The organism is Cupriavidus necator A5-1, from assembly GCF_000744095.1.
GTDB classification, from domain to species: Bacteria; Pseudomonadota; Gammaproteobacteria; order Burkholderiales; family Burkholderiaceae; genus Cupriavidus; species Cupriavidus necator_A.
Window position 1 is genome coordinate 3,365,164 of record NZ_JQLI01000001.1, and the last position, 14,158, is coordinate 3,379,321.

A 14,158-nucleotide genomic window follows, 5' to 3' on the forward strand; every position below is an offset into this window, starting at 1 on the left:
TTGCGGCTGGAGGTTGCCGGTTCCTTCTTCTGGCTGATGACGGCAACGACTACTCCGGCGCCCGAACCCGTCTTTCTCAATGCACGGCCCGTGCTCTCAATGTCTCGCGTCTTGGCGGCAACTGCCAGGCAAAGGCCGCCGCACATCCTCGAGCGCGGCTGCGGCCAAAAGCCGCTTGCTGCGCGCATCACCTTCGATGTCCCCTGCCCTTTAAGTCTCCCTTAAGTCTTTCCTCATAGAGTGAAGGCGTACCAACAACCGGGATAGAGACGCCATGACCCCGCAGGATACGCAAGCACTCGAAGTCTTCCTGACTCAATTGACCCAGGCCCGCGCCGGCGCGAAGGACCCGCAGGCGGAGGCACTCATCGCCCAGGCGGTCGCGATACAGCCGGACGCCGCCTATTTGCTGGTCCAGCGGGCCATGCTGCTCGATCATGCCTTGTCGACGGCAAAGGCGCAGATCGCTGCATTGCAGGGCCAGTTGCAGGCCGCGCAGGCCAACGGCTCCCGCAGCTTCATCGATCAGCAGAATGCGTGGGGCGCCAGTGCGAATCCTGCTGCCGCGACGCCCTTGCCTGCGCCCGTTCAGGCCGTGTCACCCGCGCTGCAAACGCCCCCGGCGACGTCGCCCCGGCCGGGCTTCCTGAGCGGCGGGTTCGGCGGCACGCTGGGCAGCATCGCAACGACGGCTGCCGGCGTGGCCGGCGGTGCCTTCCTGTTCCAGGGTATCGAGAACCTGTTCGGCCACGGCAGCAAGAACGCGTTCCCGGCGCAGTCCGGCATGAACACGCCAGGAACGGAAACGAACGTCGTCAACAACTACTACGGAAACGATGACCAGGCATCGGTCGCTGCGCGCGATTGGGGATCGGATAGCGGCAATCTCGATTCAGGCCTGAGCGACGACGGTTTCCTGGACGACGATTCGACCGTGATCTAGCGTCATCGCGCTCTCAATGGGGCAAAGGGATCAATACTTCGTCGCTCACCCGCCGGGCGGCATCGATCTCTGCCCCGAGACGCTGTATGCCATCTTCACAAAATTTCCTGCCTCAACATATTGTGAGTTGCAAATCTCTTCCGCAACCTCGCTAAGCACGCGCAGAGCCGCGCCCAGCAAGGATCCGCGGCCCACCTGATCAGTCGGATCGACGAAGCAATCAACTCATTGATAGATAACGCCTTTCCGGACCAAACCGTCAGAACTTACTGAGATGGACCCGACGCTTCCCTTCGGGGGACACTATCGGCCTCAACCTGACACGTGGAGGTTCATCATGGAAATCGACATCCTCGGCATCGATCTCGCCAAACATGTGTTCCAGCTCCATGGCGCCGACCGCCGCGGACGGCCTGTGCATCGAGCAAAGGTCTCGCGTGGCTCGCTCCTGGAGGCGGTGCGTACACTGAAGCCAGCGATGGTTGTTATGGAAGCCTGCAGTACAGCGCACCACTGGGCACGGCGCTTCCAGTCGCTCGGCATTGAGGTTCGGCTGATCAGCCCACAGTATGTGTCGCCCTTCGTCAAGACCAACAAAAATGACCGCAACGACGCCGAGGCGATCGTCGAAGCCGCCAGCCGGCCCGCCATGCGTTTCGTTACCGTCAAATCGGTTGAGCAACAGGACATTCAGGCTGCGCACCGCATGCGTGCGATCCTGCTACGCCACCGTACCGCCATGATCAATCAGATGCGCGGCCTGCTCGGCGAGCGCGGACTGACGATTTCGCGCTCCCCAGAGGCGTTCAAGCGTGCAATCCCGGAACTGCTTAGCAAGAGCACCGACGAACTGACGTCGTTCTGCCAGACGCTGCTGACTGAACTGCTGCAGCACCTGCATGCGATCGAGGAGCGAGTCCACCTGATCGAAACATCGATCCAATCGTTCATGAAGCGATCCGCGCTGTGCAAGAAGATCGCGGAAGTGCCTGGCATCGGCCCGATCACCGCCACGGCTATGGTCGCCGCCGTCGGCGATGCCAAGCAATTCAGGAACGGCCGACATTTGGCGGCCTGGCTCGGCCTGGTGCCACGTCAGTACTCCTCGGGCGGCAAGCCTCGTCTGCACGGCATCAGCCGGCGCGGCGACACATACTTGCGGACCCTGCTCATCCACGGGGCCCGGGCGGTCCTCCGCTACGCAACGAGAAAAGTTGATCCGCAGAGCGTCTGGCTGCAGCAGCTGATTGCGCGACGCGGCCACAACTGTGCGGCAGTCGCGCTGGCCAACAAGAACGCCCGCATCATCCAGGCACTGCTCAGCAGCGACTCGACCTATATGAAGCGAAGCGCGGCAGCATAGCCCAAAACCGCTTGCAGGGAGGGAATACCCACGCAGGTTTGCGAAGCTTCTCAAAGCGATGACGAAATTGGTTGAACCAGCATCCTAAAGCCTGTTTTTCGTGCCGGCTGCCGTGTTCGGCGAGCCGTGAATTTGCTAAGGACGGGATGCGCGGATCTCATCGAGGCTGCGGGGCGTGCTTCGGCAAGCCCCCATTGGGAAAGCCGGATACATGCATGCAGACCGTTTCGACATCACGAACAAGAAGCTTGCAAAAGGCGTCGGGTCCATACATGCACGAAACGGACGATAACCCCAAAAATCGCAGTAAGTAGCGTACTTCCTGAGCTGTCGATGAAGACGCAGACCGCCGGCCCCGGCGGCGCGTCCTTGCGGTAAGAACCCTCATCGCCATAAGCGCATCGCCCGGTAACCGCCGACAATCATCCCGGTCGACCGGCCAAGCGAACTGATTCCAGCTTTATGTAATAGACGTCGTGGAACACGCTAACTAGCATCAACGGCAGGTAGACACTGAGGCATCCATACCAATCGACCAACCGGTACGTACGGTGTGTCTCGACGGTTCATCGCCTTATCGTTGGGCCACGATTGACAGAGGAGCGCGCCGAGTCAATCTTTGTGCAGCGGCGCCGGAGTGAGGAAGCGCTCTTGTGCGCTGAAAGGAGAAGTCAATGAGAACGTTGGCCGCCACCATCCCGGCCCCTTCGGAGCCAAGGGTCTCATGACAACAAGCCCGACGAAATCGCGAGAAACTGGCTCACCGCATCGCCTCATTTCAACGTCGCGATTGCCATTTGGCGGAGTGCTTCAAGTCTTCAGCCAGTCGGGAAGATAGATCGATTCCCGGAGCGAGCTATCGCATTGATTTGCATTGAACGCAAACTGATTGCGCTCCCGCTCCCCGGCACCTTGTCATACTTGGCTTGAGGAATTGTTCAGGATCGACCCCGTAGTAGTAGTATCGATTTTAGGCTTCAAAAAAAAAGAGGCAGGACGATCTGGGAGGATCATGACATGGATAATGCCGCCCAAAGGGCCGTTCGCGCCCGAATCCAGCCGCGCCAAGCAATTGCCGAGTTTGCCATGGTTCTCTGGCACCTGCGCGCCATCCTGGCGATGCAACTGATACTTTTCCTCATTTTATCGGTCGCCATGTATTACGTCGGGGGGGCTGTCGATGCAGCCACGCGCACACCATCATCGCTAGGTCAAACTTTCTACTTTTGCGCGGTCACGGCACTGACCATCGGCTACGGCGACGTGGTACCGACCACCACGCTTGGTCGGATCGTCGCGGTTTCGCTTGGACTGCTCGGCGTGTTGATAACGGGTGTGGTAACCGCTTCCGCTGTTTATGCTATCCAGGTGGCTGCGCATCGGGCCGGGCTACGACCTGGCTAGGCGCGAATGACCGCTGACCATCTGTCGTGCCCCAACGCTTTCTAGCCAGAATCGCCACTCCTCATGGCCATGTCTGGGATGGAGCCGAGTGCGTCGATTGTGCTCAAGGTCCCTTCCGGCCCAAGTTCAGGTCAACGTATGATCGGCGGCTGACTGAGTCGTCCGAGGAGCGGCCGTTCGCACCTTCGCGATGAAGGAATGGCGGCCATGCAGAAGCCCCCAGCGAAATCAGGAGCGGCCATTTCGCGGCATGCGCTCCCGATGGAGAGGCATTCTTCGCAGGGCGCGTCAGGCGGCAGCGCGTTCCTCGTAGAACGGATAGTCGATGTAGCCGACGTCCGTACCGCCGAAGAAGGTTTCGCGATCGTAGGGATTCAGCGGCTGCCTGCGGAGCAGCCGTTCGGGCAGGTCGGGGTTGGCGATGAAGTCGCGGCCGAACGCCACCAGGTCGGCGTCACCTGCGGTGATGATCGCTTCCGCACTGGCGCCCTTGAAGCCCCCTGCCGCGATGATCGTCCCGCTATAGAACTTGCGAATCAGTTGCGAGGCCACCGGGTTGGGGCTCCTGGTTTCGTCGTCGAGATTTCCCCGCACACGCGGCTCGATCAGGTGCAGGTAAGCGAGATTGAGCTTGCCCAGTTCGGCGGCCACGTAGGTGAACAGACCTTCCGGGTCGCTGTCGGACATGTCGCCAAACGCGCCGCTCGGGCCCAGGCGCACCGCGACCCTATCGCTGCCCCAGACAGAGATCACCGCCCGCGTGGCGTCGAGCAGGAAGCGTGCGCGGTTCTCGAACGAACCACCGTAGATGTCGGTGCGCTTGTTGCTGCCGTCCTGCAAGAACTGGTCGAACACAAGCACGCCTGCATGCTGCATCGTTACCCATCGACCGGCAAGGTCGACCGCTGGCTGCTGCGCGATGGCGACAACGTGCTGGAGATGGACCTGCCGCCGCTGCTTACCGCGACTACCGTCGAGCCACTGATCGCGTTTGCAGAACAGGGACTCGGTCTCGCCTATATTCCGAACTTCCTCGTGCGGCAGCAGCTCGCCGATGGCCGGCTGGTGCCGGTGCTGCCCGGCTATGCCACCGATCGCAAGGTGTTTCGCGCGGTCTGGCCGTCCGGTCGGCATCTGTCGCCGAAGATCCGGGTATTTGTCAATTACATGGCAAAGCACCTGTTTCCGGAAGGCGCGACGGAGCGCAAAGCTGCAAGGTCGCACTCACAGGAAGACGCAACGGAGCGCGACGATTCGCGCTCCGCAGGCTGATCACGACAACGGGATCTCGCGGCGTTCGGTGGTCGACTGCGCAGGTCGTCCGGCACCTTGGGTACGCCGCGTCGCGACAGGTACGCGGGTGCCGCCACGATCAGCGGCGTGTAATAACCGAGCGCGCGCGTCATCAGCCTGGAATCGGTTGCCTCGCCGGTGCGGACCACCACGTCGAACCCCTCGTCAATCACATTGACCATGCGGTCCGAGAAATCGAGTTCGAGTCGTATGTCGGGATACTCGCGCACGAATGAACTGAGTACCGGCAATAGCAAGGTCTCGACCAGCGGCATGCTCACACGCAGTTGCCCCTTGGGTGAGGACGCAGCCGACAATTCCGACTCTGCTGCCTCAAGCTCATCGACGATGCGCAGGCAACGACTCAGGAATAGCTGCCCTTCCGGCGTCAGCGTAATGCTGCGCGTGCTGCGATGAAACAACCGGACATCGAGCCGCTCTTCCAGCCGCGAAATGGCCTTGCCCACGGCTGACGACGAGATACCCAGTTGCCTGCCCACTTCACTGAAATTGCGAAGCTCCGCAGCTCTGACGAAGGCATCGACGGATCCAAGTCTGTCCATGGCGCATTAGGTATGGGTTATCGGGGGATTGCCTGGCTCCTTTCAGGCAATCCCGTACTCAACCGGCAGCCATCATATCGTTGAACTCATTGACCCAGGCGTGCTCATTGGGTCCCGGATTGGCGCGCATGTTCACGGCGGGGCCCACCAGTATTTCGTTGGCTTCCGTGCCCAGTTGTTCGATCGCGCCCGCGATGAATGCTTCGAGAGGCATCGCGCGCTCCTCCTCGCTGCTGTTCATCAGCTCGGTGCGGACCCAGGGTGGCGCGATCTCGATGACCGAGACCTTGCTGTCCCGGAGCAGATAGCGTTGGGAGAGCGTGTATGAATGCAAGGCCGCCTTGGTCGCGCTGTACGCGGCCGTGATGGCCATGGGCACAAAGCCAAGTACCGAGGTGACATTGGCCACGACGGCGCCCTCTCGCGTCTTCAGGTGCTCGATCAGCGCCGAGGTCATGCGTATCGGCCCGAGCAGATTCGTCTCGACGGTGGAGGTCAGCAGGTCGTCGTCGACCGGGCCGCCAGCGCCATCGGGCAACATGATGCCCGCGTTGTTGATCAGCACGTTGAGCCCGGGATGGTCGGCAATCAACCTGGCAGCGACCTTTGCGATATCCGCCGGATCGGTGATGTCGAGCGATACCGCCTGCATGCCGGGGTTCGCTTCGATCGTCGCCTGCAGACGCTCCGCGCGCCGGCCGGAGATGATGACCTGGTTGCCGAGCTTGTGGAGCGCTTCGGCGAGACCGCGGCCAATGCCCGAACCGCCGCCGGTGATGAATACGGTGTTACCTGTGAGTTTCATGATGCCTCCGATGGAGATGACGGTTGGAGTCAGCGCGGAAAGCTGTTCCCGAACATGGGCAGGCCGCTTTTCGATTCGGCCTCGGTTGCCTCGTCCTGCAGCACGTCCCAATGCTCGGCGAGCACGCCATCGGCAATCCGCAGGATGTCGGCGGCAATCCAGGCGACGGAACGGCCATTGCCGGAAAAGCGCCCGTGGATGATCACGTAGTCGCCATCCGCCACAATCACGCCGGGCTCGTACCGCAAGGTCGGCGGCAGGCTCTTGATGAGGTTGAACAGGCCGTCGCGGCCCGGTTCGATATGCGCGCTGTGCTGGATATAGTCGGGCGACCAGAATCGTTCGGCGGCGGCGTAGTCGCGTTGATTGAAGAGCGTGTGGAACGCATCGCGCACGAGAGCCTTGTTGGCGGCTTCGGTGGTAGTGGTCAAGTTAATTTCTCCTGGGCGGGTCGGTGGCGTGGCGGATCGGCTTAAGCAAGGGTTAGTGACTTTCGATGTACATGAAGTCAAACACAATGGTGATTGCCATTGAGTTTTGGCGATCGAATCCGAAAAGTCAAGGGCAATCACCATTGTCTTTCTCGAGGGCGGCTATACTGAGGTGACAACCGCACAAAGGAGCATTGAGCGATGGGCGTCTCAAAACAGCAGGCGGCAGAGAACCGCCTAGCCATCATTGCGGCTTCGGAGAAGCTGTTCCGCGAGCACGGAATCGATGGTGTCGGCCTGAGCGCGCTGATGAAGGCCGCAGGCTTTACCCAGGGTGGCTTCTACAACCACTTCGAATCGAAGGAGGCGCTCGCGGCCGCAGTCGTGGCGACTGCGATGGACAAGGCCAACCACGATCTGAAGGACGCCATCGCAGCGCCAATTGCAGTGGGCGGCAACCGCTTGAGGCGCCAGGTCGACTTTTACCTGTCCGGCACGCATTGCAGTGATATCGAGCAGGGTTGCGCGGTAGCCGGCCTCACCGCGGACGTCCGCCGGCTAGGCCACGAGGCGCAAGCGAACTTTGCGACTGGCTTGCAGGAGATGATCGAAACCCTGACGGGGCTCGTCGCGGAGCAGCGCGCCGACGGCGGAGACAGCCAGGACGCGCGCCGGGAGGCAATCGCGTTCTACAGCGAGATGGTAGGCGCGCTCATCCTGTCGCGCGCGGTAGCCGGCGCCAATCCCGGGCTCGGGCAGGAAATACTGAACGCAAGCCGGCAGATGCTTCTCAGGGATTTCGCACTGGAAGTGACAGGGGGCACGCGGTAAAGGATGTCATGTCCTGACCGGATTGCGGCCGATGACTCGCCGGCTCCGATATTTGGCAAATGGCGGTGATACCGGCGCGGCCGCAACGAACTCAGGCGGCGTACGACCCGAGCTCGATATCGTGCAGGATGTCCGTGCGAGTTGGCGACCAGCCCAGCAAACGTTGTGTCTTATCTGCCGACATGCGCTTGTTCAACGAGAGACTCACGCCGACCGGGCCGCCAGCAGCGTACATGGCGGCGCCAGCCGTCCAGCCGGCGATAACTCGCGCAAGATGATCGAGCGGTTGCGCAAATCTCCGAGTACATTCAGCCTTGAAGCCCCATTTTTCCAGTGGCCATTGCTGCGAGGCGTACAACGAGCGTTCGCGGAAACAATCGCGACAACCAGGTGGCCGCTCGCACGCTTGCCCGCCCCGGGTAGGCGACCGCTTTCCGTCGATCGAAGGCCTTGAGTGTTTTCTGAACAACCGATTCCGAGCTGTCCATGTCCTTGGGCGCCACGTCGGTCGACACGCCGTCAAAGAAGTTCGTTGCCGTTGGCCCCGGGCAAGCTGCCGTCACATGAACGCCCGTGCCAGCGAGCTCATACTGCAGCGCTTCGCTGAAGAAAAGGACGAACGCCTTGGTTGCAGCGTAGGTGGCCATATAGGGGAGTGGTTGAAAGCTTGCGTTGGACGCGAGATTGATGATTCCGCCTCTGCCTCGCTTTGTCATTCCGCTGCCAAGCAGGTAGGTAAGCGCGACTAGCGCATTAACGTTCACCTGGATCTCCGACTGTACCTTCGTGAAATCCTGCGAGAGGAAGCTGCCGGTCAGACCAAGTCCCGCATTGTTGACCAGCAGGTCTACCTGGATGCCGCTGCGCTCGAGTTCCTCACCGATCCGGATGCCGGCCTCGGGATTGGCCAGGTCGGCGTTGAGCGGGAGGCACTGCACCCCGTATTTGTCGGTAAGCTCCTCCGCCAGGGCACGCAAAGCGTCACCAGACCGGGCCACCAGCACCAGGTTCATGCCTCGTGCCGCAAGTGTCTCCGCGAAGACCTTCCCAAGTCCTTTTGATGCTCCTGTAATCAGAGCGGTCGAGCCACGATAAACAAACATTTTGTCTTCCTTGTGTCGAGATGAACTTCATGCCGCTTGCTGATGTGGCACATTGTGCAAGGTCCGCCAGGCTTTGATAATTGGCCTACTATTTGAATCATCTTCAAAAAGAACGGAAATATCGTGGAGAACCTCGGCGACATCCGGCTTTTTGTTGAGGCGGCAAACTTGGGCGGGCTGTCGGCCGCGGGACGGAAGCTGGGACTTTCTCCCGCGGCGGCGAGCGCACGTCTCGTCAAGCTGGAGGCGACCCTGAAGACGCGGCTCTTTGAGCGCACGACGCGCCAGTTGCGGCTCACGGAGGAGGGGCGAATGTACCTGCTCCATTGCCAGCAGGCGCTTCAGGCCCTGGAAGATGCCCATGCGGCACTACAGGCCGGCCGGAGCGTCGTGCGCGGAAAGGTGCGGATTTCGGCGACCTCCGATTTCGGCCGTCACGTCCTCAAGGGCTGGCTTGACGAGTTCAACGTGCAATATCCGGAAGTGACTTTCGCCCTGGTGCTGTCCGACTCGTTGTCGAATCTGTTGCTCGACGACATTGACCTTGCCATCCGCTTTGGCGTGCCCCCGGATAGCTCGCTCATCGCGCGGCACCTTGCGCGCAATCGACGCGTGCTCTGTGCGTCGCCTGGGTATGTGGCGACGCATGGGGCGCCCAAGCATCCACGCGATCTGGAGCGATTCGATTGCATCGTCCTGGGAACGGCAGCCGGGCTTGCGAACGACTGGCGGTTCACGCGCGGCGGCAAGGTCGAGACCTATACCGTGCCCCTTGCAACGGCTCGAGAGACGAACGACGGTGCGCTCGCGCGCGAGTGGGCGGTGGCAGGTTACGGCATAGCGATGAAATCCGTATGGGACATCGGCGCTGATCTGCGCGCGGGAACATTAAGGATTCTGATGCCGGAGTGGCGGTCTCCGGATGTTCCGGTGCATGCGCTGTATCACCGTAGCCGGTACATGGCGCCGCGCGTCCGGGCGCTACTCGACTTCCTGTTGGAGCGCTTTTCCACAGTATCTCGTGACCTCGAGGTCTATTTAGACTCGGTCACTGAGGCAAGCTGAAAGAAAGTGGAGATCGACGTTCCGTCGAATGAGAGGAACGGAGCGTATTGCTTTATGTAATAGCCACCCTTCTCCCCGCTAACTATCATCAACGTCAAGTAGGACACTGACGCCTCCAGTTCGATGAGCGTTCAGTGCCCTGACACGGCGGGATACGCGGCGGCCGGGGCGCCCACACCTATTAACTTCCCGAGCTGCTGGCTGGAGAGCTCTCGCCAGCAGCGTCGTGCACTCGTGCACGGGCCTCTTCTTATTGCCCTGCAGATCAGTTGGCTACCGGCGCCGACGCCGCCTTCTCCTTCTTGCTCTTCTTGCTCTTGCTCGACTTCTCCGTGGCCGGGGCCGAAGCGTCAGTCAGCTCGCTGCGCGTGCTCTTGTTCGCGCCCTGGGTGTACGGGTCGAACTTGTCGCCAGCCTTGGCGCCCTCGGTGTAGGGGTCGAACTTCTCACCCGCCTTGGCACCCTGGGAATACGGATCGAACTGCTTTCCGGAGCCTTGTGCCTGGGCGGCCAGGGAGGCAGCGCCGAGGGTGAGCGCGATCGCCGTCGCGACGAATTTGTTCATGATTTCTCCTGAGAAATGCCGCTCTCGGGCGGTCGGAATATCGGGCTGACCCCGCCGGGGGGGCAGCCTGGGCCAGGGTCGCCAACTTCGCTCCCGGCTGTCAACTTGGGGCTTGCCCGGCGCGATTCCTCAAGCCCCCCGTTACTATCTACACGGTCGGATACTAGAGGACGAGCCTTCAGATGCCAATGACATGATTGTTGTAGAGACATTTGCATCGACCTGTGTCCAGCGTTGACTGAACGACGTCATATCAACGAATAGGCCTCTTTTGAACTTCAAGTGGGTGGTATCGTGGCGGATTCCAGGTAAAGAAGAACACAAACGATGCACAGCAAACTGTTTGAAGCAGCCCTTGGCGTACGCGATCCGTGGTTCGTGCGGGAAGTCGACTTCAATGCGGAAGCCAAGACGTTGACGATCCAGATTGACTTTGCCGCTGGCACCCGCTTTTCCCACCCGGAGGTCGCCGGTGCTCACCCGGTTCACGACACGGTGACCAAACGCTATCGGCACCTGAACTTCTTCCAGCACGACTGCTGATATGACTCCCCCTGTCAATCGGAGATTGGTTGAGTTCAGTTTCATAGCTCCATATTGCTCCCCACCAATTTCCTGAGGGCGACGTAGCAGTAAGCCTCGACGGTGGATCACGCGTCTATGAGCGAGGATTTGTCAAGATCGCTATTGGCCGAAATTTTCATGACTTGTAGCTGAAGTCGCCGTTGCGCTCGCGAGAGGAACCAGCATCTCACCACCTTCTATCCGCTGGCGCGTCGCCAGCCTCATCCTGTATGCGCGTTACGCCGGAATCTTTTCCCGGGAACATGCCCCATCTGAAAATATTCGGTTACATCGAGGCAACCCAGCGTGATCACGGGCATGTTCACTCCAACCGTGTTTGCTACGTCACTGCTTGACTAGACCTTACCTCCTTCCTATGAAACCCTGCGGGATTTAAGCCGACTTAAGGTGTGCGCCTTCGGGAATGACCCCATCTTTGAGATAGCGCCACAGCGCAATGGCGAGACGTTGCGCTACCGCGACGATGGCGATGCGTCGTGCGCGTCGGTTCGGTCCTGTGCCCTGTGTGCGCTGGTCAAACCATTTCGCTAATGCGCTGCCAGGCTGATAACGCAGCCAGGTCCAGGCCATCTCGATCAGCAACGCGCGTACCCGCCGGTTTCCCTGTTTGCTAATCCCTTGATCTATCTGGCTTTCGCCGCTGTCGTAGGGTTGCGGCACCAGCCCGACGCACGCACCGACTTGGCGGTGGTTGTTGAATTCCCGCCAGAACAGTTCGAGGGCAAGGCGCGAAGCGCCCACTTCGCCGATCCCCTTCAGGCGCGCCAGCGCATCGCGACGCTGGCGCGCGAGTGCCGGTACATTTGTCTGTCGCGTCTTCTCCAGCGCCGCAAGTTGCTGTTCGACGACTGCCAGCCGTTCGCACTCGTGCAGTAACCGCTCACGCAACTCACGCGGTAACCGCGCACCATCGTGGCAGCGTACCTCATCTCGCTCGAGCCGGTTGGCGAAGGTCCGGTGATCGACCTCATCCCAGCAGCCGAGCGTGGCCAGCAGCTTGCGCATCCGGTCGCGGTGCTGCAGGACTTCCTTCTGCAGTTGCCCGCGCTCGCGCATCAAGTGGCGCGATGCCTCGTCCTCCGGTGACGGGACGTGAATGACGTGCATGCGATCGCGCTCGCTGCGCAGCCACGCGCGCAGGTTTATGACGAGCTTGATGACATCGAGCCGGTCCGTCTTGGCGCGCCGCTGATGGCGTTCGACCGGAATGCTGGCCGGATCGACAACGTAGCATTCGATGTGTCGGGCCTGCAGCGCGCGACAGATCCAGAACGCGTCCTGTCCGGCCTCATAGCTCACGACGGTCTGTACGTCTGCTGGCAACGACCACTTCTCCTTGTGTGCCGCGATCAGGTTCAGCACCTCCTGCAGACGCGCCGAGCCTGCGGCTGTGCGACGGTGTGCACGGCTGGCTTCTCGCGCCGGCCGTCGTGAAGCGCAACTTTCCATTTGGCCGCCGCCAGTTCCAGCGAGACGGCCAGCACGGGAGTGTCTGAATAGGTCGTGTGTGCTTGAACTGTAGGCATCATCCTCTCCTTTGAGCAAGTGTCGACATGCTGATTTTAGGCATCAACGCGTCGGGTCTCCCGCTACATAGGATCTGGATCCCACCAAGGAACGGCAACTGCGGGACTGGGTGCGCACTTCAGGGCATCTTCGGCGACAACATTCCCACACTCAACTGTGAGAGGTGCATTATGAAATCACCGTCGGTATCCCCAACGGCCTCGTTCCCGCACCCCCGTCCTTTGGTATATCAACCCGCAAGACCTGTGGTGGCATGTAGCTGCCAGAGGACATCCGATTCCAGATCCGATACAAATTGTTCTTCAAATCCGCCTCGAATTCCTTCATCGACTGTCCATCCACGCCCGCCGCCCCGCGGTTGGCCTTCACCTGCTGATACGCTTCCCACACCTCACGTTTGGAAATACAAAACGGTTTTGCTTTATCCATGCAGGTCCTCCCCTTGCGGGTTGCCCGCAGCATAAAGCCGGACGATGACGCCCCTTCGGTCCGACCCTATTACAGAGCCTTCAACCCTACTATGGACGTCTCCGCCCCTATGCCCCGCATCGGTACTCTCATCCTTGCGGAGTCCTTCCGCTTGGATTTCTCCCTTCGCATCGGGGCGACAGGTTCCCAAGTTCCTTACCAAAGCCTGAATCGAAGTCACGCCGCCTTTATGCCGGATGCCGATTGGGCCGTCAGCAGGCGCCGCCCAACCTTGTCCCGGAGCAAGTGGGCTCCCCGGTTTCGACATCTTCTGGTGAATCTTTCGACACGTCATCAGCGGTTCACTTACGTTCGTCTCTTCGATCCCTACCTGACAGAGTTCATCCCTGCCTTTTCCAGCGACGCTCACCACGCAGGCTCCTTACCCACGCAGCTCGTGGCGGTTTGGAGCCCGCTCCTGCAAGCCGACTCCGAAGGACCTTCCTTCATCTTTGGTAAAGCACCGCAGGTATCGATCCTCAGACACCCGCGTTCTTGGCACACCCCACTCATTTTTCAAAAGAGCCACGAATAGGCTTCAGGACCACGCCTCCGTTTCCGAGGCTCCATAGCCCGAAAGCCCTTCCCTGCCGCGCCCACCGTCGAGGCGTCACGCCGCGCTGACGGGGCGGTCGTAATCTCCATGTCGGATGATGGGCCGGGCGTCCCCGATGAAGAAGAGCACAAAGTTCTTGAACGCTTCTACCGCGGCGACGCAAGTCGCAGTACCTTAGAGATCGCGCTTGAGGAGGAATCCACCAAGCTTCTGATTGTCTCCCGTCCCTCGACGCACTCTGGCCGACGCGCACATAGCTGACTCCAGCTTTATGTAATAGCCACCCTTCTCCCCGCCAACTATCATCAAAGCCAAGTGGGACGCTCAAGCGGCTCCAGCCGAACATTGGTTTGCCTCATGGACCGCGTGATCCTGACCCTCTCGCCTTGGTGCGGGAATGTCCCGCACACTGATCGCCTGAAGGAGCGTCAATTGTTCGACGATACGAGACATTGGAAAGGCGATGTGCCGCCAGGCCAACCACCGGACCTGTATATGTGGACCATGGCCTGGTATGAGAAGGCAGTCGACCTGGGCTTCATCGAGCCACCTTTCGAGCCGGATGATTTCGCTGCCTGGCGGCTGCAGGGCTACTTCGACGCCAGACTGACACCCACCGAAGCCGTTCAGGCACTGTTTGGCTGCAAACACTAGGG

Annotated in this window: 15 protein-coding genes and 2 pseudogenes; 9 read left to right on the forward strand and 8 right to left on the reverse strand. The window is 60.5% G+C overall.

Annotated features, from left to right (window positions below):
- The first annotated feature begins 274 nt into the window (after positions 1-274).
- From K307_RS14995 to K307_RS15005, 3 genes are all read left to right on the forward strand, one after another.
- Entirely contained in the window at positions 275-943 is a 669-nt protein-coding gene (locus tag K307_RS14995; RefSeq protein WP_042879259.1) for a DUF2076 domain-containing protein, read from the forward strand.
- A gap of 337 nt (positions 944-1,280) precedes the next feature.
- Complete coding sequence (locus tag K307_RS15000) at positions 1,281-2,306, forward strand: IS110 family transposase (protein WP_042879261.1); 1,026 nt, start codon at positions 1,281-1,283, stop codon at positions 2,304-2,306.
- Between the two features lie 1,017 nt (positions 2,307-3,323).
- Positions 3,324-3,710 carry a potassium channel family protein gene (locus K307_RS15005; RefSeq protein WP_042879263.1) on the forward strand — a complete coding sequence of 129 codons (387 nt, stop codon included), beginning with the start codon at positions 3,324-3,326 and terminating at the stop codon, positions 3,708-3,710.
- A gap of 288 nt (positions 3,711-3,998) precedes the next feature.
- On the opposite strand, the gene K307_RS15010 is transcribed toward K307_RS15005, so the two are convergent.
- Positions 3,999-4,571, reverse strand: coding sequence for a hypothetical protein (locus K307_RS15010; RefSeq protein ID WP_329955870.1), 573 nt, complete (start codon positions 4,569-4,571; stop codon positions 3,999-4,001).
- 6 nt (positions 4,572-4,577) lie between these two features.
- On the opposite strand from K307_RS15010, the gene K307_RS49485 reads away from it, so the two are divergent.
- Complete coding sequence (locus K307_RS49485; protein WP_051974898.1) at positions 4,578-4,982, forward strand: LysR substrate-binding domain-containing protein; 405 nt, start codon at positions 4,578-4,580, stop codon at positions 4,980-4,982.
- On the opposite strand, the gene K307_RS46145 is transcribed toward K307_RS49485, so the two are convergent.
- Genes K307_RS46145 through K307_RS15030 form a run of 3 tightly spaced genes read right to left on the reverse strand, consistent with a single transcriptional unit; the run spans position 4,874 to position 6,802 of the window.
- Complete coding sequence (locus tag K307_RS46145) at positions 4,874-5,566, reverse strand: LysR family transcriptional regulator (protein WP_042879265.1); 693 nt, start codon at positions 5,564-5,566, stop codon at positions 4,874-4,876. The genes K307_RS49485 and K307_RS46145 overlap by 109 nt on opposite strands.
- A 58-nt stretch (positions 5,567-5,624) precedes the next feature.
- Positions 5,625-6,371 (reverse strand): SDR family oxidoreductase, encoded by a 747-nt coding sequence (locus K307_RS15025; protein WP_042879267.1) that lies wholly within the window; start codon positions 6,369-6,371, stop codon positions 5,625-5,627.
- A gap of 29 nt (positions 6,372-6,400) precedes the next feature.
- On the reverse strand, positions 6,401-6,802 hold the full coding sequence (locus tag K307_RS15030) for a nuclear transport factor 2 family protein (protein WP_042879269.1): 402 nt from the start codon (positions 6,800-6,802) through the stop codon (positions 6,401-6,403).
- Between the two features lie 201 nt (positions 6,803-7,003).
- On the opposite strand from K307_RS15030, the gene K307_RS15035 reads away from it, so the two are divergent.
- On the forward strand, positions 7,004-7,633 hold the full coding sequence (locus tag K307_RS15035; RefSeq protein ID WP_042879271.1) for a TetR/AcrR family transcriptional regulator: 630 nt from the start codon (positions 7,004-7,006) through the stop codon (positions 7,631-7,633).
- Between the two features lie 308 nt (positions 7,634-7,941).
- Here K307_RS15035 and K307_RS15040 read toward each other — a convergent pair whose 3' ends face one another.
- Positions 7,942-8,736, reverse strand: a complete 795-nt coding sequence (locus K307_RS15040) for an SDR family NAD(P)-dependent oxidoreductase (RefSeq protein WP_042879273.1) — start codon at positions 8,734-8,736, stop codon at positions 7,942-7,944.
- A 123-nt stretch (positions 8,737-8,859) separates the two neighbouring features.
- Between K307_RS15040 and K307_RS15045 the strand changes: the two genes are divergently transcribed.
- The gene (locus tag K307_RS15045; RefSeq protein ID WP_042879275.1) at positions 8,860-9,801 is read left to right on the forward strand and encodes a LysR family transcriptional regulator; all 942 of its coding nucleotides are present in this window, start codon (positions 8,860-8,862) and stop codon (positions 9,799-9,801) included.
- 265 nt (positions 9,802-10,066) lie between these two features.
- Here the strand turns inward: K307_RS15045 and K307_RS15050 are convergent, their stop codons facing one another.
- Entirely contained in the window at positions 10,067-10,366 is a 300-nt protein-coding gene (locus K307_RS15050) for a hypothetical protein (protein WP_042879277.1), read from the reverse strand.
- 327 nt (positions 10,367-10,693) lie between these two features.
- On the opposite strand from K307_RS15050, the pseudogene K307_RS15055 reads away from it, so the two are divergent.
- Positions 10,694-10,906 (forward strand): annotated as a pseudogene (locus K307_RS15055) (ISL3 family transposase); the annotation flags it as partial.
- Positions 10,907-11,323: 417 nt separating this feature from the next.
- Here K307_RS15055 and K307_RS15060 read toward each other — a convergent pair.
- Positions 11,324-12,480: pseudogene (locus K307_RS15060) on the reverse strand (IS110 family transposase).
- A gap of 166 nt (positions 12,481-12,646) precedes the next feature.
- Positions 12,647-12,907, reverse strand: a complete 261-nt coding sequence (locus tag K307_RS15065; protein WP_230625680.1) for a hypothetical protein — start codon at positions 12,905-12,907, stop codon at positions 12,647-12,649.
- Between the two features lie 607 nt (positions 12,908-13,514).
- Here K307_RS15065 and K307_RS50655 point away from each other — a divergent pair.
- Complete coding sequence (locus tag K307_RS50655; RefSeq protein ID WP_329955917.1) at positions 13,515-13,763, forward strand: sensor histidine kinase; 249 nt, start codon at positions 13,515-13,517, stop codon at positions 13,761-13,763.
- A gap of 96 nt (positions 13,764-13,859) precedes the next feature.
- Entirely contained in the window at positions 13,860-14,156 is a 297-nt protein-coding gene (locus K307_RS47820; RefSeq protein WP_155301155.1) for a hypothetical protein, read from the forward strand.
- Positions 14,157-14,158: the final 2 nt, after the last annotated feature.

Coding starts and splice junctions, on each gene's coding strand:
- K307_RS49485 (WP_051974898.1), top strand. CDS start 4,578: ATGCTGCATCGTTACCCATCGACCGGCAAGGTCGACCGCTGGCTGCTG.
- K307_RS15065 (WP_230625680.1), bottom strand. CDS start 12,907: ATGGATAAAGCAAAACCGTTTTGTATTTCCAAACGTGAGGTGTGGGAA.
- K307_RS15035 (WP_042879271.1), top strand. CDS start 7,004: ATGGGCGTCTCAAAACAGCAGGCGGCAGAGAACCGCCTAGCCATCATT.
- K307_RS15000 (WP_042879261.1), top strand. CDS start 1,281: ATGGAAATCGACATCCTCGGCATCGATCTCGCCAAACATGTGTTCCAG.
- K307_RS15040 (WP_042879273.1), bottom strand. CDS start 8,736: ATGTTTGTTTATCGTGGCTCGACCGCTCTGATTACAGGAGCATCAAAA.
- K307_RS14995 (WP_042879259.1), top strand. CDS start 275: ATGACCCCGCAGGATACGCAAGCACTCGAAGTCTTCCTGACTCAATTG.
- K307_RS46145 (WP_042879265.1), bottom strand. CDS start 5,566: ATGGACAGACTTGGATCCGTCGATGCCTTCGTCAGAGCTGCGGAGCTT.
- K307_RS47820 (WP_155301155.1), top strand. CDS start 13,860: ATGGACCGCGTGATCCTGACCCTCTCGCCTTGGTGCGGGAATGTCCCG.
- K307_RS15005 (WP_042879263.1), top strand. CDS start 3,324: ATGGATAATGCCGCCCAAAGGGCCGTTCGCGCCCGAATCCAGCCGCGC.
- K307_RS15025 (WP_042879267.1), bottom strand. CDS start 6,371: ATGAAACTCACAGGTAACACCGTATTCATCACCGGCGGCGGTTCGGGC.
- K307_RS15050 (WP_042879277.1), bottom strand. CDS start 10,366: ATGAACAAATTCGTCGCGACGGCGATCGCGCTCACCCTCGGCGCTGCC.